Below are 24,942 nucleotides of genomic sequence, written 5' to 3'. Positions count from 1 at the left end.
TCAACCCTTCGCCGCCGAATAGGGCTCGATGGGCGCCTCCAGCCAGCGGAGCGTGGCCAGGAAGACCCAGAGCATGCCCAGCGCGACCGCGAGCATGGCCCAGCCGCTCACGTCGTGGAAAATCTCGGCCGCGTCCTGGGTCGAATACCCGTACATCAGCGTCGTCGGGATCAGGCGCAGCACGTTGACCACCAGCGCCACCAGCGGGCTGAGCGACAGGATCAGGATGCGCACCCACAGACGCATCGGGGTCGAGAACACAAACGCGTACGAGATCAGCGCGAGCGCCGCGACCATGCGCATCCCGTTGCACGCCTCGGCGACCGCAACGTCATTCTCGTTGATCCGCAGGATGTTCCCCAAACGCTCGATCGGCGCCCCGAACAGCAGCAGCGTCTGCTCGCTGATCCATGCGCTCGCCTCCTGCAGCGGCATCGCGATGCGATGACGCACACGCCCCGGCACGGGCAGCAGGAACGCCAGCGCGCCAAACGCCGGCGCGAACTTCATCGCCGTCCGAGGACCGATCACGCTCAGACCGGCCCCGAAGAACATCACGATCGCGCCGGAATGCTCCGCGATCTGCGTCCCGCTCCGGAACCCGAACACAGCCAGCCCCCATCCCACCAGGATCACCGCCGGACCCAGCAGGTTCCACTCGGGCTTCACGAACCTCGCGCGCCCGCGCCGAACCCACGCGAGCCACACGACGACCACGGGCGCGAGGAGAATGTGGCTCGCCTCATCGTCGTTCAGAGCCGCGCGGGCGATGTCCTGCCAGATCGGCCAGCACGCGATCACAGCGAGCGCACTGAGCGCAGCCCAGAGCACCCCGTCCGAGAATCGCCATGAACGTTTCTGGATCATCGACCTGCGTGCATCCTCCGCGGCGAGGCCGACCACTCATCGGATCGTACCCCACCGGAACCTGCTACTACATCGATCAACTCGGCCTCCGGCTCGACACGGACGCCCGGAGCGACGACAGATCGGACAACGAGGGCACGCTCACCGACCTCCGACCCCGGCATAAGCACCGAATCGTGCACGATCGCCGAAGACGCAACTCTTGCGCCTTCACACACCACCGACCCGCCCCCGGCAGGCGGATCGCCCGCATTCCGGACCACCGCGTCCGTGCTGGAGCGGAACCCGCCCCCACCCGACGCGATCCTCGCCGCGTGAAGCAGATCGAGGCGCGTTCTCAGGATGGGCGCCCCCCTGCCGGACAAAGGATGCGCCATCACCCGTACTCCGGCCGCGATCGCCTTGTTCAGCCACTGCTCCTTGAGATCCATAAATCCCACCCGGTTCACGAGCTCCAGAGCCGACCCTCGCACCGCGAACACGCCGCCGGGCGACCCGTCGGGGTTGACCCCCACGGTGATCCACGAATCCCGCCTCGCATGCTCGCGCACGAACTCGGACAGATCACTCGTCATGAACCGCCCAGACTCCCCCACCACGATCGTCGCGTCGCCGGGAAGGCCTTCGCAGACATCTCGGAGCACGCCGGCCGGGCCGCGATAGGCGCTCGGCTCACGCTCGACAGTCAACTCGTCCCAGTGCTCCCGAGGAGGCGTGGTCGGCGCCGGCGCCTGCCCCCCGTAGATCACCCGGACCGGGAACGACCCTCCAGCCCCCGACCCACCGATCGCGCCGAGTCGCGCAAGCCACAGGTCCAGAACGCTCCGCGTTTCGGTGAACGATAAGTCGAGAACATTCCGCCCCGTCGACAAGACCAGCGGCGACGGGCGCAGACCGCCTGCCAGCAGCACGCAGACGCTCACCTGCGCGCCGCGACGCGTCGAGTCGCTCGGAGTCTCTCGTTCGGTCGTGGTCATCGATCGCTCGCCGACGCTGACGCTGACACGCGGCGCCAGCCCGTCTCAGCCGTGACGCGTCGCCCAGGGAAAGCCCGGGACGCTGTCGTGCGCACGGCGCTCCTCGTCGGGGTTCTTCGCGTCGTACGACTCGGTGACATAGTACAGCAACCCGGCCGGTTCGGCGCCGATCGTCGCGGCGCCGTGCCACAGCGTCGGGGGGATGATCAGCACGCCCGGGCATTTCTCGCCCAGCACCTGCAGCCACGCGAAGTCAGCCCCTTCCCGGTACACGCCCACCTTGATGTGCCCGCGCAGGCACATCCAGAAATCGGTCTGCTTCGCGTGCCTGTGCCACGCCTTGATCACGCCGGGATGCTGCACCGAGTAGTTGATCTGCCCCTTCGCCGACATCACGCCCTGCAGCTGGTTCATCACAGACCAGCCGCGATCGTCGCAGAAGTAGGACGCGGGGAGGAATAGAGGTTCGCCTGTCTCGATTGCCAACGTGTATGAGCGAGCTGGCGACTCGATCGAAGACTGCGGCTTGCGGACTGCACGGGTGGAATGGTTCATGCGTCGGGTATTTCCTTCGACTCGCTTACGCGGTCCGCTCGATCCAGATACTGCCGGGGGCGTCGCCCTCGCCCTTGTACGATGCGAAACAACGCCGCAGCGTCTCCGGGCGATCGACATGCATCCAGTGATTGGCAAAAACGACTCGGAAAGCGGAGTTAAAGGCGAGAAACGCCTGGAGCATGTATTGCTCGTTCCAGAATCGATGCCATTGCATGACCCAGCGTCTGGGATACTCGCGCGGCAAGAAGATGTCGTGCACGTGCACTAGCACGCCGGGCTTCATACGCGGCAGCACATCCAGAATCTCGAAGGTCACATCGCTCCCTATGCACGCGACATGCGATGAGTCAATAAAGAGAACGTCTCCGGCTTCCAACTCCTCAAACCGCTCGAGTTCGACGCGCTGCACGGGCAAGTCAACGATCGCGAAGTCCGCGCGACGCAGGTTGCGAACACGCTCGAAAGGGTACGGGTCAATGGTCGTCAGCGACCCCGGCCGACCCTCCGACGCATTGCGATCCAGCGCCGAGAGCATGATCAGCGTCGAGAAGCCCGACCCGACCTCAATGATCCTGCGCGGCTTACGCGATCGCACGAATGAATAGCACACCTCGGCGTCGACGGTCTCGAACCGCTTGTTCGAGAGGAAGTATCCCCCCCCGGACCCACGCTCTTCGACCGGAAACCGGTCATACTCATCGGCGTACGCCTCGCGGAAGCCCTCCGCGAGCGCGCCCATCGCGTCCAGATCCACGGTCAAACCCTCCGTGCGTCGCCCTTGGCCCCAGAGGTCGTCGCCGAGTTCTCGCGTGTCAGGGATCGGTTGATAAAAGTGCACAGGCGTGACGTGCAACCCAAGGCGCTCCCAGAACCGGAACACTTTGGGCTTCGTCAGGGCCTTCGCCAGCGTGAAACGAATGCTCACGCCCTCACCAGCCGATCCCCCATCTCGCCCTCGAACGCGCGCAGCGCGTCGCGCGTGTCGACCACCAGCGCCGCGTGCTTCGCGACCACCGACCAGTCGAACGCCGCGTGGTGCGTCGCCACGAGCACGCAGTCGTACTTCTTCAGGTTCTGCGCCGTCAGATCGACGCTGCGCATCTGGAGGTCGTGCTTGCGCACCTTCGGGGCCACCGGGATGTGCGGATCGGAGTAATCCACCGACGCGCCAAGGTCCAGCAGGTGCTCGATCAGCTCGAACGCCGGGCTCTCGCGCGAGTCGTCGACATCCGGCTTGTACGCCAGCCCCAGCACCAGCACCTTCGACCCCCGGACCGACTTGTTCCGCTGGTTCAGCGCCAGCCCCACCTGCTCGACGACCCATCGCGGCATATCGGTGTTCACCTCGCCCGCCAGCTCGATGAACTTCGTCGGGCGTCCGACCTCCTTGGCCTTCCAGGTCAGGTAGAACGGGTCGATCGGGATGCAGTGCCCGCCCAGGCCCGGGCCCGGGTAAAACGGCATGAACCCGAAGGGCTTCGTGCTCGCGGCACGGATCACCTCCCACACATCGATGTCCATCGCGCCCAGGATCACCTTCATCTCGTTGACCATCGCGATGTTCACCGCGCGGAAGATGTTCTCCAGCAGTTTGGCCGCCTCCGCGACCTCGGCGCTGCTCACCTCGACGACCTGCTTCACGCCCTTGCGGTACATCGCCGCCGCCAGAGCCGTCGACTGCTCGTCCAGCCCGCCCACGAGTTTGGGGATCGACTGCGTGTTGTGGTCCTTGCGTCCCGGGTCCTCGCGCTCGGGGCTGAACGCCACGAAGAAGTCGCGCCCGCTCTGCAGGTGCGCGCCGCGCTCGCCCGCCGCCTCGAGCATCGCTGGGACGAACTCGTCGCGCGTCGTCCGGGGATACGTCGTCGATTCGAGCGAGATCAGCTGTCCCTTGCGAAGCGTGCGCCCGATCGCCTTCGCGGAATCGATCACATAACTCAGGTCCGGCTCGCGATGACGCCCCAGCGGCGTCGGCACGCACACGATCACGACGTCGCACTCGCCCAGGCGCGAAAAGTCCTCGGTCGCGTCGAAACGATCGCTGGTCGACAGCGTCGTCGTCATCTCCGCGCCAAGGTGCTTCAGGTAGTTCTCGCCCCTCGCGAGCATCTCGATCTTCGTACGGTCGATGTCGAACCCGATCACCGGCAGCCCGCCCTCGTGGAGCGCGTGCGCCAGCGGCAGCCCGACATACCCGAGCCCGACGATCCCCACGACCGCGCGGTTGGTGTCGATCTTCTCTCTCAGTTCCGACGCGATGCTCATGCCTGCAGCCTGAGTGGCCATGCCGGTCTCATCCCTTCTTCAAGCCGCGGGCGCTCTGCCCGGGCGGGTGGTCATGATTGTCCCATATGAATCGGCGAATCGAGGCCAGGAGTTCGTCGGATGCCCACGGGCTGATCCGTTCGGACGCCCTCAGCCCCCCGATCACCTCCAGCTTCCCCGGCAGCTCCGTCTCGTCCATCGCCACATGGACCTTCCCCCGCTCCAGCAGGGCCCTGGCGGTCGCCACCTGGTGGTCGTTGCGCGTCTCCAGAAGCCTGCCGAGACGCGGCATGACGAGGATCGGCTTGCCCAGCTCCAGCGCCGTCAGGATCGAACCCATCCCGGCGTGCGCCACCAGCGCGTCGGCCCCCTCGACGCGTTCTCGGAACTCCGGAGCGCTCATCAGCCGAACCCACTCGCACGAGCGCGGCTCGTACTCGCCCCCAGCGATCTGCATGAAGACCTCGCCCCCGCGACCGGACGCCGCGGCCCACTCGTCGACGGCCTTCACCATCCGGTCGAAGGGCATCTGCCCGCCAACGGTCACGAAGATCACAGGACAGCCCCCCCGTAGCGCGGCCCGCCCTCGCGCGCCAGGTGCTCCCACTGCGTCAACCACAGGTCGCAGTGCTTCCCGATCTTCTCACCCGACATCGAGACTTCTTCCACGTTCGCGATGCTGTCAAGCCAGCACACCCTCGCGCCCATCGCCTTGCCCAGACGCAGCGCGAAGTACCCCGGCGCCGCGCCCGTCGAGATCACCACATCGGGCCTCTCGCGCAGCAGGATCTTCACGAGCTGGAATGCCTGCTGCGCCAGCCCGAACTTGTTCCACCGCGTCGCGTCGCGCACCACATAGAACCGCGAGTCCGGCACATCCGCGCGATACATGTCCGCCACGGTCACGAACGCCGCATCCGCTTCCAGCAGGGCCGGGCGCAGACGCATCAACTGCACCCAGTGCCCGCCCCCGGACGCTACCGCCAGCACGCGGGGGATCTTCTCCGTGTTCGTCTCGCGCTCAGACGCCAACCGCGTGATCCTTTCCAGACGCCACCCGCGACGACTCGTCGCGCTCCCAGACCTTCGATCCTTCCGACAGCCGCCTCGCCGCCCTGCGCTTCGCGACGAGGTTCACCGCGACATACACCGCGTAACTCGGCCACAGCAGCGGACGCGAGAGCAGCCGCTTCAACGACGCGCCCTCGCTCGCCGTCTCGTTCGCGAACAACGCGGGGTGCTTCGCACGAAGCTCCATCGTGCCCGCTTTCGAGCGCGTCTTGATCTTGAGAAGGTCGCCCAGCGTTCGCGGCGCCACCACCGTCACCGAGCACCCCTCTACCGTCTTCCGCTCGTGCGGCGCGAAGTGCAGACGCACGAACCCGTCATCGGAGATCAGTTTCGGGAACCGACCGAACCGCGCCCGTCCCTCGCGCGACAGCGCGTAGGCGCCGGCGATCCTGCCCGTATCGAAGTACGGCATCGTCGCCCACGCTCGATAGAAGGCGCGCACCGCCCACGACGCCCCGTCGAGATCGAACTCGAACCGCGGCGCCGCCGCCAGCACCCCGGGCTCGCGCAGCGCCGCACAGATCATCCTCGCCGCGTCGGTGCTGAGCGACAGATCCCCGTCGAGATAGATGCGAGGGAAGGCATCCCCGACCGCGTCATCGCCCAGATTCAGCGCCGAGGTCTTGCATCCCACGGGCGTCTCGATCACCTCGACGGACGAATCCACCCCGCGCGCGACCTCCGCCGTCCGATCCGCGCACCCGTTCGCGACGACCACGACGCGAAACTCACCGGGTGTCGCGTTGCGCAACACACCGCGTACGCACCGCTCGATCACGGCCTCCTCGTTGTGCGCCGGGATGACCACCGAAACTGTCATGCTTTCGACGCCCGCCTCTTGATCGCCTTGTAGGCCCGCTCCGAAACATCGCGGACCGCGCGACGCAGTGGCCCCGGGTCGATCTCGAACGGCCCGGCCGATTCGACATCCTCCCCGTGCGTGCCCTTCTTGAAAATGTATACCCCTGGGTTGCCCTCCGGGTCGATGCCACCCAGGTCGTATCGTGCAAGCCCCAACTCGACGGCCAGACACACGGCGTCCCACTCCAGCGAATATGCCGCGTTCGCCTTCGCACCCTCCGGCGTGGTCGCGCCCACGATGCCGGCGAGCGTGTCTCCCAGCGCGCTCACGAGGTTCATCCCAACGACCTCGCCGTTCAACTCCGCGAGTATCACCACCATCCTGTCGCGCTCCGGAAGCGTCTTCTGAAGTTCCGCGTAGAAACGCCCGTCGAGCGAAACGCCAAAGCCCTTGCGCTGCCGCAGTGTCTCGTGCAGGCGGATGACATGCCCGAAGGCGTCCTCGTCGGTCGCCCGTCGGATCGTAACCCCGTCGCGCTCTGCCCGCCGCAGGTACTTTCGCCATGTCTTGTTGAATGACGCGTTGATTTCATCCAGCGAGCGCGCAGTGTCAATCATGATCGTGCGATAACCGGGCGAGTCCTCCACGCGCGAAAACCCGCGCGACACGAGCTCGTCGGCGAGCGCGGCGTTCCACGCGCCGCCCCCGACGGGGCAAAGGGCGCGTAGCGTCAGCTTCCGCACCTCCACCAGCTCGTTGCGGAGGACGCCGATCACTTCGCGGAACGCTGCCATCGACTCCTCGTCCGTCGCTCCCTTGCGTCGGACCGCGGGCCCGCCCGACAAGTACGCAATGCCGCCCGCTCTCAACGGCAGTGTGCGTATCCGCGCCTCCGCCATGCCGATGAGCTCGCCCGATCGCGTGATCAGGCGGCGCTCGCTTCTCGCCCCGTTCATCGTCGCCAGTGCGTCAGAATATTCCCAAAGTAGCCGGTACCCAAAGTCGTTGAAGCGTAGCGACGCCTCTCGCCACTCCTCGCGCGTGGGCGTGTGCGACCCGATCTGGCGCGCGACCTGAGCCGTCACGATCGCACCCGTCGCGCCTTCCTCGCCGCGCTCCGCAGACCCCCCAACCAGGCGTACCCGCCATCGATCAGCAACCTGAACTCGATCGGGTGAATGTCCGGCGACGACGAGAACCTCGCCACAACGCCATCCTGACGACCGCGTGGCTCCATGCGATCCTCAAGTGTGAGGATCGTCGAGTACCCTGACGCTCGCGCGCGTCCGAGCACCCGGGCGTCAAAAGCCCCGTGCGGCAGTGCGATCGCGTGGGGCCGGCGCCCGATCAGACGCTCAAGATCGTTCGCACACCCATCCAGCTCGTCGGTGAGCATCGACTCTGACTGCACTGAAGGCAAGCTCGGGTGGGTTCTGGTGTGCGCCCCTACCTCCACGCCCTCGGACGTCGAGAGCGAGCGAAGCTCGTCCTCGTTCATGAGCCGTCGCTCGCGGTCGGGATGGCCTTCGGGCATCGCCCAGGCCGGCGTCTGACCCAGGAGACTGCTCACCGCGAACACCGACCACGGCGCGCCCTCGCGCTGCATCAACGGCGCCACCGTCTCGAGCAGGTTCGCGTATGCGTCATCGAACGTGTACACCACGCGCGGGCGGCCCTGCTCTCGGCTGACGCGCCGCAGATCGCCGAGGGCAATCACCCGACCGTGCGTGCGACGGACCTGGCGCGCGAACGACTCGGCCTGATCGGGGCGGACATTGTGGTAGCACAGCACCACGACCCGCCCGCGCCACAAGCGCCCCCCCAGCGTCAGCAGCCATGTGGCGGCAGCGCCCGCGAGATACGCCGCGCGGATGGGCGCGGAGAGTTTCGTAAACGACTCGTACATCAGGCGGGCACACCCACTGGCATCGGCGACGCGCGCAACCGCGATTCGACGAGGTCCACCGCGTCTCGCAGTCGGGAGGCGATGTCGTCCGAGGACTTCTCGCCGCGCCGCGCGAACGGTAAGGGCGCCGCGCCCCGCTGCTCGACGCGCACCCCGGCAGCCGCGAGCCTGGATCGGACCTCGTCGAGCCAGCCGGCTGGATCGTCACAGAACCGCTCGTATGGCACGACGATCCGCCGCGCAGGATCGATCCCCGTGCAATCCTCATTGATCTGACGTTTCAGCAGCATGTTCTGCGCCACACACTGTGTCTCCGGCGACTCTCGCGCGAACGCATGCCAGCCACGCGGCTTGACCGAGATCCACTCGTGCACGCCGGCGTCGCCTAGTTCGTCGCAGCGAGCCTTGAGCATCGAACGCGCGGTCGCCACCACATCGCGATCGACTTCGATGAAGATCGAGCGAGGAAGCACCCGCGCCAGATACGGGATCCACACGCTGTGGTTCACATTCTTGTTCAGGAACGGCCCGCCCATGACCCGGCACATCGCGCCGATCGTTCGGCACATTGCGCCCGTCGCCCCCCGCGACGGCTCGGCCGACTCAGACTCATCGTGCGCCGGGAACCAGCGCTCCCAGACCCAGCCGCCCTCGTTCGGCGCAGCCCAGCCGGAGACATGCCCCCACTTGCTCTCGTACTGGGGCTGATAATTCGACAAAATCCCGGCGCCGAGCCGGCTCGCTGCGGCCGGGACGCGGTACAACCGGTGCGCGAGGTTGGAGATGTACGCGAACCGCATCGTCCCCACCATCGCCTCGTACACCAGGGTCGTGCCCGAGCGTGGCGGCCCGACGATGAATACCGCCGGCGCCTTCTCCGCCCCGTCATCGCGGCGCAGCAGCGAACGCTCGAGGGGCCATAACGCGCCCATGACGATGTTCCTCGGAGCCGCCAGCACGAGGTGCTTCATCCTCATGGCGCGTAATCCGACTTGAACAGACTCGTGAAATGGAAACCCCACCTCGTCGCGGCCCGGGACAGCGTAACCCGCGCCGGCCTGCCCTCCGGCAACCACCACTTCAACACGCACCACGCCACCACGCGAGGCGTGTCGCGCAGAAACATCAGCGCGTTGCTCACCCACGCCAGCGGCCTACCCATAACCTTCTGAATCAGCAGCAGGTTGCTCTTCGCCATCGCGAGATTCATCTGCGATTCACAGGTCGCGGCGCTCAGCCCACCGTAATGCAGTATCGACGCACCGGGGAAATATACGATCCTCCACCCGGCGCGATGGATCCGGAAGCACCAGTCGACCTCCTCGGCGTACATGAAGAACCGGGCGTCCATCCCCCCCACGCGGTCGTAGCACTCCCGGCGCACCATCATGTAGCAACCGGCCACGACTTCGACATCGCGGATCTGGTTCAGATCTGCTCCGATATAGCGGGAACGCCCCAGCAGCCGGCTCTTGCGCATTAGCTTGTTGGGAACGACCACATTCACCACGACGTCGCGGAACCGGGGGTAGCGGAAGATCGTCGACTGCTGGCTGCCGTCCTCGTTGAAGCAGCGACAGCCGACAATCCCCGCGTCGGGGTTGGCCTCGCAGAACTCCAGCACGTCGCGGATCGATCCCTCGTTGACCACGGTGTCCGGGTTGAGGAGGAGCAGGTACCGCCCTTTGGCAACGGCGAGACCGTCGTTATTGGCGCCGGCAAAGCCCTTGTTGTCGGTGTTCGCGATGAGGACCGCGTCAGGGCACTCCGCCGCGATCGCCCCGGCCGATCCGTCGCGCGAGGCGTTGTCCACGACGATAACCTCGAACGAACACCCGCGCGTCCGCCCGAAGACCGACTTGATGCACGCGACCGTCACATCGCGCGTGTTGTAGCTCACGATGATCACGGAGACATCGATCACGCCGGCCGCTCCTTGACTGGACGCACGGGCAGTGGCGTCGGCGCGCGGCCCGTCACACCGATGGGGCGCGCGGTCGTCGAACGACGCGCCGGGACCGACGCGCGCCGTGCGTGCGACGGTTCCGGGATGCGTGAGAGCATGGCCGCGCTCGCCGCGATGGCGAGCGTCAGGTGCCACAGGATCACGATCTGGCCGAAGTACGACACCGCGAAGAAGATTATGCTGTGCGTAAAGATGGCGACGCCGATCGCCCATCCGAGCATCTGCCGTTCGCGATTGCCCTTCGTGCCTCTCAGAACCTCCCGGACCGCGACGAACGCCGTCACGACCATCGCCACAAAGAACACCAGCGGAAGGATCCCCCCTCGCACCGCCTCAAGGACGTACTGGTTCGTCACGTCGAAGAGCCCGTAACCCCAGTGCGCGGTGCTGTGCGTGCCCACGAAGAACCACTCGCCGATGCGCCGGACGAACTGGTCGAACAGGTGATATCGGTGCCAGCCGGTCGACCCGCCCACCAGGTCGATGCGCGAGATCAGGTGGTAGACCGGCTTCTGCATCAAGAGCTGTAAGCCGATCAACCCGCCAAGGATCGACCAACGGATAGTCGACATGTGGGCACGAGCGAAATACATCCCCCACCCAATGATCACTAATCCCACCGCCGCGACCGGGGTGCTGGACGAGCATGCGAAGATGATAAGCAGCGTCGATGCGACCGCCGCCACGCTCAGGATCTTGTCCTTCGCGCCGAACCACAACGCCACAAAGAAGGGGATCATGGTTGCCCAGAACGACCCGGCGAGAATCGGGTGCGCGAACGCGCCCTGACAGCGCAGACGGTCCTGCCGGATCTTGGTGAACTCACGCACACCGCCAAACGCCGAGAAGAGATTCCTCCCCGTCGACTTCTCGATAAGGAACGCCACGGCAATGGGGATCGCGATCAGAGCGGCGCCGCGGAGCAGTGTTGTGATGTCGTCCCACGATCGGATGAGTACGCGGAAGAGAAAGTACGCGCCCAGGGTGTCGATCGTCGCGCCGGCGCGCAGGACCATCGCGTCTCCGCTGGCCTGCTGGATGATGTACCCTAGAGACGCGCACACCGACCACGCGATCGTGAACTTGTCGAGAAGATGTATCCGGAATCCGCGCGTCTCTTTGCGCAGCAGCACGCGGCACCACCCCACCACGATCAGGATCCGGATGAAATCCCAGTCCATTGTCACGATCGAGATACGCTGACGCGCGACGACGCACATCAGGAAGAAGAACGGGATGATCGCGTACTTGCGCGGCGCCGCGAGGACGACCACCGCCGAAACGGCGAGCGCGGCCAGCCCGACGGGATGAACCAGCGTCTGGTTCGCCCACCCGCCCCTGGTGTAGACCGCTTCGTCCTGGAACGCGAGGAGGAGCTCGATCATTGCTCACCCCCGGCGTGCGCCACAGCGGGGGGCCGTTCACCCGATCCCCGGCGCACGCGCGACGGGGTGGGCGTGTACGGCTCCATCGCGTGGCGGCGCTTGAGCTGACGGACGCGGACCCGCTTGAGCGAGCCTGCGAACGACTTCAACATCTCACGGGCTCCGATGCGCAACAGCCAGTGCCGGAACATCGAGAACCCGCGGTAGGTCGGCCGGGGAGCACCGGCTACTCGCAGCGCGAGAAGGCGTCCCCAGATCGAGCCGCGGAGGCCGACGAAGCCGGTCTGCGACGCCGGGAGTTTCCAGTCCTCGGCTGGCGTCGCGACGAGATACCCGTCGGCGATCGCGTCGAGGATGGCGCGTCGGCCCCGCTCGGTGCGTGCGATGATGAGCGAGCGCCCGGGGTCGCCCTCGGTCACGCCCTGGTACCACGGGTCGCCCACCGAGACATCGGCGAACTCGCCGGTTCGGTCGGGGCACAGGTTGCAGCGCCACTGCTTGTTGCGCGACAGCACCTCGCCCCACGACTGCGCGTAGGTGAGTGTGCGGGAGTCCTCGGCCCCGCTCTCGGTCTCGACGACGACGGTGGCGAGTCCGGGCCAGCCGTTGCCGCGATAGCGCAGCGACTTGATGGTCGAGAGGTCGGTCACGCCCATGCGCTGCAGCATCTCGATCGTGCCGGCGACGGTGGGCGTGCCGGCGCAGAAGAACGCGATGGTGAGGCCGAGCTTCTCGTCGAGCGCGGGCCGGATGCGGCGTGCCTTGCTCACCGCGACATTGTCGCAGGGCTTGCCGATGAACACGCAGGGCGCCGGCGCGTCCTCGATCATCTGCAGGCCGTCGCAGGGGCTGGCCGGGGCGTATCGCGAGCCGGTCGCCGCGAGAATCTGCTCGCGCGTGCGGCTCATCACGGTGTGGTTCAGATAGGGCACATCCTCGCGCGCCTTGATGTGCAGCAGGCCGTGCATGCCCCCTCGCTCGATCGAGTGCAGCGCGAGCGCCGACGCCGCCGCCCCGCTCGAGCCGGCGAACCGCAGCGCGGGGTCGCCCGCGTGGCCTTCCCACATCCCGAGGATCGGTCCCCACGAGCCCATCAGATCGTGGTTGAGCGCGGGGTCCGTCGCGTCGAAGGTGTGCGACTGATCGACGCCCGGGCACACGCGCATCGCGTCGGACGAGGTGGCGTTCGCGTCGACGCCCTCGCGCAGGCGCGGGCGCCGGCCGTGGTCGAGCACATCGATCATCTCGATCGCGTCGGGCTGCGCGTACGCGCAGGCGCCGCAGCCCGTACAGAGCTGGTACTCGGCGACATCTCGGATGTTCAGGACCTTGAGCTGCATCAGACTGCCGGGGGGATCATCGGTTCCAGAAGGAGAGATCTCGACCGAGAAACTCGGCAAGGCGCCGGTTCGGTTCGATGAACGACTCGATGAGACGCGCTCGGGTCTCGGGCAGAAAGGGCGAGGGCTTGTACTCCTTCGCCTTCCGACGCCCCAGCGGGCTGCGGACATACGCGTCCCGCAGCGAGTTGCGCAGCGAGGGCGGCAGGGTTCTCGCGAGCGCGTGCGCGAAGGGCGCCCTGCGCAGCGCCGCCCCCAGACGCTGGCGGGCGTAGTCGTCGCCGCCCGCCGCCTCGGCGGTGTTGGCTTCCACCTCCGAATCGGCGGTCAGGTCCGCCGGGGTGAGGCCGAGGAACCGCTGCAGCCCCTCGAGGGTCTCGCCGGGTGATCGCTTCAGGTCGTCGAGCAGCACGCATCGCAGCGACTCGCGCGGGAAGCGATCGAGGAACTTCTCGATCTGCATGATGTAGTTGCTCGAATCGACGAACATCGCGTCGCTCGCCAGCGCCTCCTCGAAGGTCATCCGCGGCACATTCAGGCGCATCCTGTGCCGGTAATGCGAGTAGGCCCGGTCCGCCGGGTGGCGCAGCATGTACACCAGCTTGATGCTCGGCGATGCGCGATGGATGCGCTCGGGCACATCGCCGAAGTGAGGCCAGCGGCTGTAGGTCGTGGACGCCTCGCCGCAGACCTTGTCGGCGGTGGCCGCAGTAAAGAGCGATTTGTACCACTCCACGCCGCGCGAATAGATGTCGTCCTTCGCGAAGAACTCGGGCTCCTTGGGCTCGAGCATGTGGACCCGCTCGTGTCGTTGCAGATAGCGCCACAGGGTGGTGGTGCCCGCCTTGCACGCGCCGATGATCAGGAAGTCGGGCAGGCGCGCCGGCCCGAGCGGGACCTCGGGCACATGGAACCCGGCGAAACGCTGGGGGGTGAGGTCGCTCATGCGCGTCCCTCGATCAACGGGGTCAGGTCTTCGGCGGCGAGGGTTCGCACCAGCATGTCGGGATGCTTCACGAGTTCCACCACCGACCGCTCCCACCATCGGGATTCAATCACAGCACGCTCGACATCCGGTGGGTACCGACGCCGGATCACCCTCGCGGGATTGCCGGCGACGACGGTGAACGGCTCCACATTCTTCGTCACCACGGCGCCCGCCCCGACGATCGCCCCGTCGCCGATAATCTTGCACGAAGCCGTGATGACCACTTCGTGACCGATCCAACTGTCGTGACCGATGCGCAGCGGGTTATCCTCGACCGAATCAATGCTGTCGCTCGTGACCAGTCCGACCTTCTTGTGATAGAAGATCGGGCACTGGCTGAGCCGGTCGATCGGGTGGTTCCGCCGGTAAACCCGCATAAAGCTGGACACCGACGCGTAGCGCCCGACGACAGTGCCTCTCGGCAGGTAATCCGGCTTGAAGCAGCCGCCGTAGGCGTACTCGCCGATCTCGACGCCGTGATGGACGCGGAAGAAGTCACGGAGGGTCTTGGAGAAGAACTTGCCGCCTTCTCGCTTGATCGCCAGACGAACCGCGAGAGGGCGCAGGCGCTCGTAGCCGTACATCGTGATAAGCTGCGACGACCAGCGGCAGCGAGAGCCCGCTTCTTTGCGCTCAGCCCACGCTACGGCGTCGGGGCGGATGAGCGTCGCCCGATCGTGCGAGGGGTGTGGGTGAGAGTGCGTGTGCATAGGCAGCACCGTCACGCGACCGTGCCCCGTCGGGCGCCGAGACGACGAGCGAGCGCCACGCGCGCTCCTGCGAACTCTTCACGCAAGGCGGGCTGCATCGCTGTGACCCCCAACCCAAGAAGGGCGGCGATGGCCCCGCCGATCACCAGATCGACGCGCGGCCAGCCGGTGTCCAGAGGCAGCGTCACGATCCCGGCGGCGACGACGGCGGCAGCCACCACCGCGGCTGGCGGTCCGAGCATCACCATCGCCGATAGCGCCTGACGGGTCTGCAGCAGCCACGCCGAGGCGATCATCGCCAGCGTCTCGCCGATGACCGCGCACCACGCGATAACCACGAGCGACATCCCGCGTGACGCGGCCCAGAAAGCGAGCCCGACGCCGATCAGCCGCACCATGTTGGAGTAAAGGACTGCCATGTTGTCCGCGCGGGCCATCTGTGCGCCGTTCGTCAGCACGCGCATGCTCCGGATCGACGCCGCGACGCCAAGCAGCCCGATGAACGCGGCGCCCGGCCAGTATTCCTCGATGTAAAGCACCTCGAGAAGCGACGGCCCGGCAAGGATGAAACCAAGAGCGACGAACGACACCGAGGCCGCCGAGAGCTGCGAGAGACGACGGCACCGACGCTCAAAGCGCACAGGATCGTTCTTGACCTGCGAGAGCACGGGCAGCACCAGAGGGCTCACGATGCTCATCGTGAAGCGGCCCGCCATCATGGTGAGCATGAGCACATTGGCGTAGATGCCGAGCTCTTCCTTGGTGTAGTTCCGCGCCACCGCGGTGCGGTCGCCGTTGAGCACGGCGAAGTACACGAAGCCGTTGATCATGAGCGGCGTCCCGAACGCGAAGATCCGGCGTGCGTGCTCGCGGTGCATCCCGATGCGATACGGTCGCTCAGCGAGCAGGTGCGAAACGAGCGTGCCAGCAATAGCCTGCACCAGAAGCAGATAGGCCCACGCGGAATAGTCGCCCGTCGCACGAGCCAGTGGGTACGCGATCGCGGTCATCACGAGCTGGGGAACGAGCGTGTACCACAGGTACCGAGAGAAGCGCAGGGCGCGCTTGATGCGGTGGATGTCGAGATGCTCGAGGCCCTTGATAAAGGGCACGAGGGCGATGAGTTGAAAGGCCCACACCGCCTCCGAGGCCTTGAAGAACGACGCGATCGGAGCGGCGGCCGCGAACAGGATCAGGCCCGAAAGCAGCCCGCGACCGACCTCGAACGCGTGCGCGGAGCGCTGGAGGCGAGGATCGTCTCCGTCGTCCGCCTGAATGAGCAGGCGGCTGACGGCGAAATCGCTGAGCATCTCGAAGAAGGTCATCGCGATCGCGAAGGTCGCTGCGACGCCCTGGTTCTCAGCGCCGAGCGCGTTCGCGAGGATAAGGTTCCTCACGAAGATCGCGATTTGCTCGACAGTGCGCGCCACACTCATCGTGGCGGCACTGGTGGCGAACTTCTTCTTGATGCCGGCCGGCTCGCTCACGCGGTCTTCCGACCTCTCGCGCTGGCGATACGCGCCGCCGCTTCAACAACCTCGTCCATCTGCGACTCGGCGCGGGCGAGGACGCCCGGCAGCGCGTTCCGGAGGCGCGCGGCGTGCTGATCCCTCGATCGCCACGCGTTCACCGCGACTTCGATCACTTCGGGAGTGTCGCTGGTGCGCGGATCGGCGACGGCGTCGGAGGAATCGCAGGTCGCGAACACGCCCCGCGTCTTGAGGCTGTACGCGATCGACGCGGTGGGAACGCCGGAAGAGAGGCCGGCGATGGTCGCGTGCATCCGCGTGCCGCAGAACCACGCGCATCGGGAGATGATCCACTTCGCGTGGCGCGGGTCGGACATGGCGGGCGCGACCACGACGCGGTCACGGAACTCGGCGAGGCGCGACGCGATGGCCTCGCACGCCACGATGTCGGATTCCTCGTGCCCGGGCGGGGCGACGACATGCGGCACGAGGAGCAGCGGCGCGTCGGACTCACGGAGGATTGTCCGCAGGGTCTCGAGCACCGCGACGGGGTAATCGGCGCGGAAGCCGAACCGCTCTGCGGCGGCGGCGGGGTTGTTCAGACACAGCCCGCTGATGTTGAACCCGAAGGGCTTCACCGGGCCCGCGAGCACGCGCGCGGTCTCGTCGCCCAGATCACCGGGGGGCGGCGCCTCGATGGGCAGCGCGAACGCGACATCCACGCCCTGGGTGTGCCTCACGGGATCGAACTCGCCCCCGAGCAGTTGTTTCAGTCGCTCATGGCCCTCGGCGTCGCGGGCGATGGCGAGACTGGCGCGCGTCAGCACGCTCTTGGCGCCGCGCTGCGCCTCGGGAGACTTGTAGGGACCGAAGGTCTGAGGGAGGAGGATCAACCCGCCCGAATGGCCCAGGGCGAGGCGTTTTTCGAGGAGCCCGCCCCGGAAGCGGCGCATGCCGTAGAGGTCGGTAAAGCTGTCGCCCCCGGTGATGTCGAGGACGGCGTCGGCCTCTAGGAAGGTGCGTGCGGCGGGGTTGGAGAGCCCCCCGAGGGCGGAGGCGACCTGGACGGTGCGCAGGGCCTCGGGCATGTAGAGGCGTTTGGAGTTGCGCAGGCCGCAGCGATGGTATGCGAAGGGCGTGCTGTTGGTGAAGAGGGTGGCCTCACGCATCCCGATGCCGTGGTCGAAGACGGTAAGCTGCGCATCGGGGAGGCGGCGCGCGACGCCAGCGATGACGGAGAACGAAAGCGCCGAGACTCCGAGGTTTCCGGTGTCCGGCGCAGCGCCCAGGAGGGCGAGTTTCAATGGTCTGCGGCTGTTGGTCATTCGTGACGCCGAGTATCAGTCGATGTCGGGCTCGTAGGCGCCGACGGACGCGGTGGCGCCGCGCTGGACGCCCTGGGCGTCGTTACGCATGAGGGGATTCTGGACGCGGCTCTTGAGGGGCGACCCGGGGCCGGGGCGGAAGTCCTTGCTCAACGCATTGACGAACTTGGGATCGCCGGTGGTCGCGTCGAGGCCGGCGACACGCGCGCCGAAGGAGCTGGCGTCGATGAAGTGGTTGTTGCGGAACCACGAGTCGGAGATGATCGCGCTGCCCCCCGTGCCGGTGGATCCGACATTCATCTTGTGGAAGACCGAACCGCGAATGTAGATGTTGTGAAGGGCCGAGGTGCGCCACGAGAAGGTGTAGTTCGGCATGGAGACGCCGATCATAAGCAGATGATTGGTGGCGACATCCATCCACTGAGAGGCCTTGCCCGCAGTCTGGAGCTCGGGGTCGCGCTCGAGGAGAGCATTGACGAAGGCGATGTTGTCCACACGCTCAGGGCCGCGCGCGAAGATGCCCTGCGCCTTGATGGCGGTGGCTCGGAGGCCGTAGACGATGTGGTTGTCGATGTTCTCGCTGCCCTTGAACTGCAGGATGTCGGGGTGGTTGGTGGTTCCCGCGTTGTCGATGTCGTGGATGCTGGAGTTCACGACCAGAGGCGACATGCTGAACGCGTCGCAGCTGATGGCGCTGGCGTGCACATTCCGGGCGATGATGGCGTGCTGGCACGCGTCTCGAACATCGCGCACCGTGGTATCGGTCACCCACATCCCGGTCCACACATGACCGAGCAGAGGCGTGTCTGCCACCAGTCGGCCCGGCCCGACAATCTCGGTGTTGTTCACCCAGAGAAACTTGTCGGTGCTGCCCGAGGGGTTGGAAGACCGGAATACCATCCCGCCTTCGGTCCGAATGTTCTTGGCTGTGATCAGTCGGGTACGGAACCCACCGCCGGTGTAGTTGTTGAAAATAACATCATCGCGACTTACATCCGGCGCGGGTGTCACCGTCGCCCAGCGATTCAGCGTGCGCGGCAAAGGACTCGTCGCCGGACCCCAGGTGTATTCACCCGGGAGGCAATAGATGATGGCTCCGTCGCACGCGTCTGAGACGCTGTTGCCAGCGGCGCGCTGGATGCTCTGCAGGGCAAAGTACGGCGTGCGGAACGGGTTGTCGCGAGAGCCGTCGCCGGTCTCGTCGCTGCCGTTGCCCGAGACATAGCGGACCGGCGAGGGCAGCGTGCCGCCGGCGTTCATGCTCAGGAAAATGGAGTGCTCGCCGTTCTTGAGCGAGGCGCTATTGATCTCGCCGCCGAGCACTCGAGGGATCCCGGCGGTCTTGGGGTACACGACCGCGCGGATCTCGGTCAAGCCGTCCTGAAAGTCGGCGGCGTCGACGGTGACCCAGTATTCATAGACGTCGGTGCGCGGATTGAGGGTCATCTCGGTGATGTCAACCCACTCTCCTCCATTGGCGGAGAAGGAGACCCGATCGATCCCGTTCATATGGAACGCGACTACACCGACGGTGAACTGGCCGGAAATGGTCTGATACGGGACGACATCCCAGCGAGCGATCGCCTTTGCATCCGCGCCGGGACGGGCAGGGTTGCCGATCATTTCGGGCGCAAGCGTTGGGCCCCAGAAGCCGTCGCCGGGGATAAGCCGGACAAGCGGGGGCGGCGGGGGCGGGGGCGGGGGCGTGATCGGGCGGATCACGCCGGGGGAGCCGGTGGCTTCGCGCGTGCGCGAGATCGTGCCAGAGGGGATCGTCGGGGGAGGCGGCGGCGGGGGCGTGATCGTGCGACCGAAGTTCGCGATCACCTCCGAGAGGTCCGCGTGGTCGATCACCCCGTCGCCGTTGACGTCGGCGGACTGAACCCAGGCGGGGTTCGCGTGGTCCCCCCCGTTCAGGACCGCCAGCATGATCATCAGGTCCTTCATATCAACGATCTGGTTTCCATCCAGATCCGGTCCAAAGGGCTGTGCTGCGATGGTCGGGTTCGCCAGAGTCTGGGAATTGTCGGCGCCTGCCATCGCGAACGACGGCTCGGCGAGGAGGCCGGCCCCGGCTGCGCCCGTGAGGATGCCGGCGACAAGGCCGGACGTCCGGACACGGAATGGCTCGAAGCTGCTGATGCACTGATACATGGTGCGAACTCCCGATAGCCCGGCGGAAAGCCGGGACACTCGGGAGATCGACCAGTGATCAGGGCGGCTGGGGTCACGATCGCCGCCTGGGGTCCGGGGGCGTCGGTTCGTTCAGCCCAGGGAAGCGATCGCGGTCGCGAGGCGGACATCGGCGTCGATTTCGGCGTCATCGCTTGACCGGGCGGCGCGGTCGCGATGCCAGCCACGCGGGGCGCGCCTTTCCGGACGCGTCGCGGGCGCGCGCCATCGGGACAGCGTGCGGCACGCCCTTCTCGGGCATCGTGCGGGTGACAATCCATGGCTGCGTTCTCAGACACCTGACCGGCCGAGCGGGTTTCTCCGAGGGGAGTCCTTGACCGGCGAGTCGCCCTTTCAGGGGGATGTCCTCCGCCGTGCGGGCGGACTTCGTCCCTCTCGCGCGCGGGTCCGGGACGCCGGCGCTGCTGCACAACTCTCTGATTGGCCTGAGGTTCCGAGAAGCCGAGGGCTCCTCGGGCGCGCTCAGTCCAGGGGTTCGACAAGGCTCGGATCGATTTCCAGGGCTGTCGCCCTGCCGAGCGTGTGGATCTGCAGAATCAATCGGTGAGGAGATCGGCGATCTTCGATCAGACCCTCGACTCCTCGCAGCGGCCCGCCGGTCACTCGCACCGGGCGGCCCTTCTCGAGAAACGGGTAGGGGTCGAGCTCGGCGTGCCCCTCCAGCGCCAGCCGGATCTGCTGGAGTTCCCGATCGAGCCGCAGTTGGTCGGGAACGCGCACCACCCCGGCGGCCCGTTTCGTCCCGGTCGCGATGTAGGTCGCTTCGGGCGACCCCCACAGGAACAGGTACGACGGGAACAGCGGCGCCTCGACGACCCGGCGTCGGTGCCCGTAGTGCCGGACCTTTCGGACCAGCGGCAGGAAACTCTCGACCCCCGACGCCAGCAACAGCTCGCTGAGGACCTTCTCCTGGCGACTCTTCGTATGAACGACGTGCCAGCGGGGCGACTCGGGGGGGAGCGGCGCACTCTCGCCCGGGAACTCCCAGGCGACGGGATCGAACCGCCACTGACGCGCCGAAGCGGGCGCCGCCGTGCAGACCGAACCCTCGTGATGACCCTGCTGACCTCCCATCGCCATCCGAACTCCCACCGCCTCACGCCCGAGAACACAACAGTCTACGCCAACCCCATTTCACGGGGGAACGGCGCCCGTTCATCGTGTTTCGGGACCTGACGCGATGTTCATCGGTACGACATCGTCAGAACCTGAGTTCGGGGAGCACCTTCGCTCGAAGTTCACCCCCCCGGCGCGCCCGCCGCGCCGGGCAGGGCTGGCGTCGCGCAGAAATCGCGCCTCAGTCCTCCAGCGGCAGGCGCCACTGGTCCTCGACGTCGTCGTGCCGGGACGCCGACCCGTCATAGAACGCGACTTGGAAGTGCCCGTCGTCGCGGCCCTTGGAATGCACCCTGCCGATCCGCTGCGCGACATGGTCGGGGTCGCGGAAGTCGATGACGCTCGCGGTGCGCGTCGGGGGAGGCAGGTCGGGCCCGGGCAGGATCGGGGCCGAGTCGAGCATCATGGGAGACGACGCCGGGAAACGGACGCGCTCGAAGCGGACGAAGGTCGGCGCCGCGTCGAAGTCGCCGGCGTCGCCCTCGAGCCCGGAGAAACCCGTGACGTTGGCGGCGTAGGTCCTGGTCATCTCCACGCTCGGGTAGCGGCGCTGCGTCGAGGCGCAGACGAGCACGGACCTGGCGGCGGTCACCTCGTTGGCGCTGCGCGACGCGCGATCGCTGTATCGCTGCACAACCATCGCCCAGTTGGGCTCGGTCGCCCACGGGACGCCCAGCGCCGGGGATCGGCCGTTGTTGTCGATGCCGTAGAGACGCCACGCCGCCGCGCCCGAGCGAAGATTGCTGAGACACGACACATCGCGGGTCGCGGCCCGGGCGCTCGCGAGCAGCGGGAAGAGAATCCCGATCACCGCCGCCGCGATCGCGACGACGACGAGCAGCTCGAGCAGCGTGAATCCATCGCGAGTGCTTCTCATGGGCAAATCCGGGCGTCGATCGCCCGATGGGTGCAGGTCCTCCCGTTGTATGGGCGTCGGGTCGCCCCGGTTCCGCGTTCGGTGAGGATTCACGGGATCTGCGCGGGTTCGGGGGTTTACGCCGGGAACGCGCCGCGGAACGCGACCTGCTGAATCGCGTTGCGTCCGCTGGGCGTCTCGCCCTTCTGCATGCGCTCGGGCAGGACGCCGATGTCGCCCGGCTTGCCCACCGCCGCCATCGCCTCGATGCGATGATCCTTCGGCAGCCCGATCGCCTTCGCGATCTTGTCGCGATCGAAGCCCGCCATGCCGTGGGCGACGAGGTCCATCATCGACGCCTGCAGCGCGAGACTCATCCACGCGGCGCCGGTGTCGAACGAAGCGGTCTCGTTGGGCCCCTCCTTGCTCGTCATCGTCTGCTTCGAGACGAACACGAGCAGGGCCGCGGCGTTCTTCGTCCAGATCTGGTTGAACTCGACGAGCCCGGCGTAGAGCGCGTCCCACTCGGGCGTGTCGCGCTTCGCGTACACGATGCGCCATGGCTGGTCGTTGTACGCGCTAGGCGACCAGCGCGCCGCCTCGAGGAGGCGGCTGAGTTCGGAGTCGGCGATCGGCTCGCCGGACATCGCGCGGGGCGACCAGCGCCGCACGAACAGGGGTGCCACGCCGTGCGACGAGTCGCGGCTGGCCATCGGGTCGATGTTGGAGACCTTCGTCATCGCGTCGCGTTCCTTTCGGAGAAATGCTGTTCAGTTCACGACGCGCAGCACGGGGAAATCGGCCCCTTCGCGCACCGAGTCGTCGAAGAAGCGCCAGTGTGCAAGCCCGTCGTCGCTCTGGGGTTCGAGCAGATAGACCGCCAGGATTCCCAGGGGCTGCGCTGTTCGCACGACGTGCCAGCCCTCGCCGATGGGCGTCGCGGTGCGCCGGGGCGTCGCGTCGACGAGCACCGTCCGCACGCCCTGGAACTCGCGCTCGGCGCGCGTCACGGCGTCGACGGTGTAGACCTCCGCCGTCACCACCCGCGGCACGCGCACCGGCTCGACGACCAGCCCGTGGGCACGCAGGTTCTCGATGACCGCGTCGTGACCGGGCGGGATCGCGTACTCAAGCGGTCGGACCACCGAGAGCGTCGGCTCGTAGCGCCCATAGTGCTTCACCTCGACGTCCATCGGCTCGCCGAGGTCGGGGACCTCGTTCCGCAGGGCGCTCTCGACCACGGCGCGACGGTGCGCCTGCCGGTCCTCCACCGGCGCGAACGCCTTGACGGTCACCGGCCTGTCGAACGCCACGAGCCGGGAACGGATGGGAACCGTGTCCGTCTCGTCGTAGACGCGACCCTTCTCGACCACGGCCCTGCGCGCGCGCTCGTTCATGAAGCGGATGTCGTCGGAACGCTCGGCAGCGAACAGCAGCGCGTCGCGCGTGAACTCGAGCGTCGAGAGCACCCGGTCCCTGTACGACGCGTACGAATACGCCTCGAGCAGCACCGACATGTGCCCGCGCAGCCCGTGGTAATTCCCGCCGAACCGCGGCAGCGCGTCGTAGGTCTCCCACGCGGTGCGATCGCGGTTGAAGTTCCCGTAGAAGAATGTGTCGTAGCCCGCGCGATCCAGCACGCGCCTCCCGACCTCGGGCAGCATCGTGTCGCGCACGAAGAGCATCGGGTCGTGAGGCGAGGCCGGGTTCTGCGGCGCCCCGTAGGTCAGCGTGTACCGGATGTACGAGCCGTTTGTCGTGTGCGAGTCGAACACGATGTCGGGGTCCCAGTCCGTGAGCAGCCGGAGCATCGCGCGCGTCTCGGGGGCGCGTGCCTTCATGTAGTCGCGGTTGAGGTCGAGCCCCTGCGCGTTGGCCCTCTGGCCCATGCCTTCGACCGGGCCGAGCTGCCCGGGCCGGTTCGTCGGGCTGAATCGCTCGTTGCCGTCGGCGTTGTAGATCGGCAGCACCAGCAGGGTCATCCGGTCGAGGATCGCGCGGTTCCGCTCGGCGCGTGGGTTCAGCACGATGTCGCGCACGAGCATCGGGAACGCCTCTTTGCCGCAGACCTCGCCCGCGTGGATGTTCGCGAAGAGCAGCGCGACGATCTTCCCGCCGCGCCGGGCCTGCTGCGCCGTGGCGTGGGGCCTGTCGCCCACGATGAGCATGGGGATGCGCCGCCCCTCGTGCGTCGTCCCGATGAACCTCAGCGTGACAAGATCGCTGCGTCGTTCCAGCTCGGCGCACAGCGCGATCGTCTCGTCGTAGGTCGCGGTGGCGCGCCAGTCGGATCGCTCGGCGACCGTGAGCAGCGCCGTCGGCACGGGCGCCTCGCTCGCGTCGGTCTGGGCCATGGGCTCGACCCCGGGTCTGGTGGCGCAGCCGGCGAGCGCCGCCACGGCGCACGCGCAGGCCGCGAGGAGTGAGTGGACTTTGGTGTTCATCCTCGGTCTCGCACGCGCTTCTCGATCTGGGTCTCGCCGATCCAGACCTTCTCGTTGCTCTCCATGTCGATCATCTCGAGGTTGACCTGGTAGTAGACGATGCGCTGTCGTCCGTCGCGCGACCGCTCGATGTTCTCGCCGACGCGCCCGATCATCATGAAGTCGGCGCCAAGCTCATAGGCCTGCTGCTTCACGGTCTCCGGGCGCGACCAGTCGAGCCCCTGCCGGCGTTCGTCGCGGATCTCGCCCCGCTCGTCGCGGGCCGCGACAATCCGGACCCGGCCAGAGTTGATCAGCGCCCGCTCGATCTGCTTCGTGAACAGTTTGCTGTCGAGGTAGTCGCTCGTCTCGTTGCGGACCGTGCCGACGATCATGATCGGGCGCTGGTCGTGCCTGGCCATCCAGTTGTCGATCCAGCCCTGCGACAGCGCGTCGCGGATCATCGTGTTGGCGGTCTCGCGCGCGTCGTCCTCGTCGAACCGGTAATCGAGGTCGCGGACATCCGTGGGGTCCACGCGCGTGACGGTGCGGCTCTTGCAGCCCGACGACGCGACCAGCGTCAGCGCCCCCGCCGCGACCAACGCGCACCCGATGCTGTATCGCAAACGACGCTCCTGTCCGTGCATGACGAAACTCCCGCCGCTCGCGCGGCCGCTTAGCGTTCACTCACAGCGTACCCGACGCGGGCCACCCGGGCCGGTTCC

At 67.0% G+C, this 24,942-nt stretch carries 24 protein-coding genes; all 24 read right to left on the bottom strand.

The features are described 5' to 3' along the window. The 24 genes from KF684_07050 to KF684_06935 all read right to left on the bottom strand — a co-directional run bounded on the left by KF684_07050 (nt 1) and on the right by KF684_06935 (nt 24,864). Complete coding sequence (locus tag KF684_07050; protein MBX3352675.1) at nt 1–867, bottom strand: exosortase/archaeosortase family protein; 867 nt, start codon at nt 865–867, stop codon at nt 1–3. Further along, on the bottom strand, nt 864–1,844 hold the full coding sequence (locus tag KF684_07045) for a hypothetical protein (protein MBX3352674.1): 981 nt from the start codon (nt 1,842–1,844) through the stop codon (nt 864–866). The genes KF684_07050 and KF684_07045 overlap by 4 nt, the downstream gene beginning before the upstream one ends. A 45-nt stretch (nt 1,845–1,889) precedes the next feature. Continuing rightward, nucleotides 1,890–2,258, bottom strand: a complete 369-nt coding sequence (locus KF684_07040) for a dTDP-4-dehydrorhamnose 3,5-epimerase family protein (protein ID MBX3352673.1) — start codon at nt 2,256–2,258, stop codon at nt 1,890–1,892. A 166-nt stretch (nt 2,259–2,424) separates the two neighbouring features. Continuing rightward, nucleotides 2,425–3,327, bottom strand: a complete 903-nt coding sequence (locus KF684_07035) for a class I SAM-dependent methyltransferase (GenBank protein ID MBX3352672.1) — start codon at nt 3,325–3,327, stop codon at nt 2,425–2,427. After that, nucleotides 3,324–4,667: a nucleotide sugar dehydrogenase gene (locus KF684_07030; GenBank protein ID MBX3352671.1), complete on the bottom strand. Its 1,344-nt coding sequence runs from the start codon at nt 4,665–4,667 to the stop codon at nt 3,324–3,326. The genes KF684_07035 and KF684_07030 overlap by 4 nt, the downstream gene beginning before the upstream one ends. 28 nt (nt 4,668–4,695) lie before the next feature. Continuing rightward, nucleotides 4,696–5,223 carry a hypothetical protein gene (locus KF684_07025; GenBank protein ID MBX3352670.1) on the bottom strand — a complete coding sequence of 176 codons (528 nt, stop codon included), beginning with the start codon at nt 5,221–5,223 and terminating at the stop codon, nt 4,696–4,698. After that, nucleotides 5,220–5,699, bottom strand: coding sequence for a hypothetical protein (locus KF684_07020; protein MBX3352669.1), 480 nt, complete (start codon nt 5,697–5,699; stop codon nt 5,220–5,222). Before KF684_07020 ends, KF684_07025 begins: the two co-directional genes overlap by 4 nt. Next, on the bottom strand, nt 5,689–6,558 hold the full coding sequence (locus KF684_07015) for a glycosyltransferase family 2 protein (protein MBX3352668.1): 870 nt from the start codon (nt 6,556–6,558) through the stop codon (nt 5,689–5,691). The genes KF684_07020 and KF684_07015 overlap by 11 nt, the downstream gene beginning before the upstream one ends. Beyond that, entirely contained in the window at nt 6,555–7,439 is an 885-nt protein-coding gene (locus KF684_07010; GenBank protein ID MBX3352667.1) for a GNAT family N-acetyltransferase, read from the bottom strand. The genes KF684_07015 and KF684_07010 overlap by 4 nt, the downstream gene beginning before the upstream one ends. Before the next feature lie 182 nt (nt 7,440–7,621). Beyond that, nucleotides 7,622–8,335: a polysaccharide deacetylase family protein gene (locus tag KF684_07005; GenBank protein MBX3352666.1), complete on the bottom strand. Its 714-nt coding sequence runs from the start codon at nt 8,333–8,335 to the stop codon at nt 7,622–7,624. Between the two features lie 110 nt (nt 8,336–8,445). After that, complete coding sequence (locus KF684_07000) at nt 8,446–9,423, bottom strand: sulfotransferase (protein ID MBX3352665.1); 978 nt, start codon at nt 9,421–9,423, stop codon at nt 8,446–8,448. Further along, on the bottom strand, nt 9,420–10,370 hold the full coding sequence (locus KF684_06995; protein ID MBX3352664.1) for a glycosyltransferase family 2 protein: 951 nt from the start codon (nt 10,368–10,370) through the stop codon (nt 9,420–9,422). The genes KF684_07000 and KF684_06995 overlap by 4 nt, the downstream gene beginning before the upstream one ends. Further along, a complete protein-coding gene (locus tag KF684_06990; GenBank protein ID MBX3352663.1) occupies nt 10,367–11,797 on the bottom strand; it encodes a hypothetical protein in 1,431 nt (476 codons plus the stop codon). The genes KF684_06995 and KF684_06990 overlap by 4 nt, the downstream gene beginning before the upstream one ends. Further along, nucleotides 11,794–13,137, bottom strand: coding sequence for a Coenzyme F420 hydrogenase/dehydrogenase, beta subunit C-terminal domain (locus tag KF684_06985; GenBank protein ID MBX3352662.1), 1,344 nt, complete (start codon nt 13,135–13,137; stop codon nt 11,794–11,796). The genes KF684_06990 and KF684_06985 overlap by 4 nt, the downstream gene beginning before the upstream one ends. A 16-nt stretch (nt 13,138–13,153) precedes the next feature. Continuing rightward, nucleotides 13,154–14,083 carry a sulfotransferase domain-containing protein gene (locus KF684_06980; protein ID MBX3352661.1) on the bottom strand — a complete coding sequence of 310 codons (930 nt, stop codon included), beginning with the start codon at nt 14,081–14,083 and terminating at the stop codon, nt 13,154–13,156. Next, nucleotides 14,080–14,709 (bottom strand): CatB-related O-acetyltransferase, encoded by a 630-nt coding sequence (locus KF684_06975; GenBank protein MBX3352660.1) that lies wholly within the window; start codon nt 14,707–14,709, stop codon nt 14,080–14,082. The genes KF684_06980 and KF684_06975 overlap by 4 nt, the downstream gene beginning before the upstream one ends. Nucleotides 14,710–14,846: 137 nt before the next feature. Further along, nucleotides 14,847–16,322, bottom strand: a complete 1,476-nt coding sequence (locus tag KF684_06970) for an oligosaccharide flippase family protein (protein ID MBX3352659.1) — start codon at nt 16,320–16,322, stop codon at nt 14,847–14,849. Further along, nucleotides 16,319–17,629 carry a polysaccharide pyruvyl transferase family protein gene (locus KF684_06965; GenBank protein MBX3352658.1) on the bottom strand — a complete coding sequence of 437 codons (1,311 nt, stop codon included), beginning with the start codon at nt 17,627–17,629 and terminating at the stop codon, nt 16,319–16,321. The genes KF684_06970 and KF684_06965 overlap by 4 nt, the downstream gene beginning before the upstream one ends. A 15-nt stretch (nt 17,630–17,644) precedes the next feature. Then, nucleotides 17,645–19,783, bottom strand: a complete 2,139-nt coding sequence (locus tag KF684_06960) for a dockerin type I repeat-containing protein (GenBank protein MBX3352657.1) — start codon at nt 19,781–19,783, stop codon at nt 17,645–17,647. 501 nt (nt 19,784–20,284) lie between these two features. Beyond that, nucleotides 20,285–20,902: a UpxY family transcription antiterminator gene (locus KF684_06955; GenBank protein MBX3352656.1), complete on the bottom strand. Its 618-nt coding sequence runs from the start codon at nt 20,900–20,902 to the stop codon at nt 20,285–20,287. Nucleotides 20,903–21,119: 217 nt separating this feature from the next. Then, the gene (locus KF684_06950) at nt 21,120–21,815 is read right to left on the bottom strand and encodes a prepilin-type N-terminal cleavage/methylation domain-containing protein (protein ID MBX3352655.1); all 696 of its coding nucleotides are present in this window, start codon (nt 21,813–21,815) and stop codon (nt 21,120–21,122) included. A 116-nt stretch (nt 21,816–21,931) separates the two neighbouring features. Beyond that, nucleotides 21,932–22,534, bottom strand: a complete 603-nt coding sequence (locus KF684_06945; protein ID MBX3352654.1) for a nitroreductase family protein — start codon at nt 22,532–22,534, stop codon at nt 21,932–21,934. Nucleotides 22,535–22,564: 30 nt separating this feature from the next. Next, nucleotides 22,565–24,238, bottom strand: a complete 1,674-nt coding sequence (locus KF684_06940) for a M14 family metallopeptidase (protein MBX3352653.1) — start codon at nt 24,236–24,238, stop codon at nt 22,565–22,567. Further along, nucleotides 24,235–24,864, bottom strand: coding sequence for a penicillin-binding protein activator LpoB (locus KF684_06935; GenBank protein ID MBX3352652.1), 630 nt, complete (start codon nt 24,862–24,864; stop codon nt 24,235–24,237). The genes KF684_06940 and KF684_06935 overlap by 4 nt, the downstream gene beginning before the upstream one ends. Nucleotides 24,865–24,942: the final 78 nt, after the last annotated feature.

It is taken from the genome of Phycisphaeraceae bacterium (genome assembly GCA_019636675.1).
Classification (GTDB): domain Bacteria; phylum Planctomycetota; class Phycisphaerae; order Phycisphaerales; family UBA1924; genus JAHBXC01.
The sequence above is the reverse complement of the archived record's forward strand: the minus strand, read 5'-3'. Positions and strand labels throughout refer to the sequence as shown.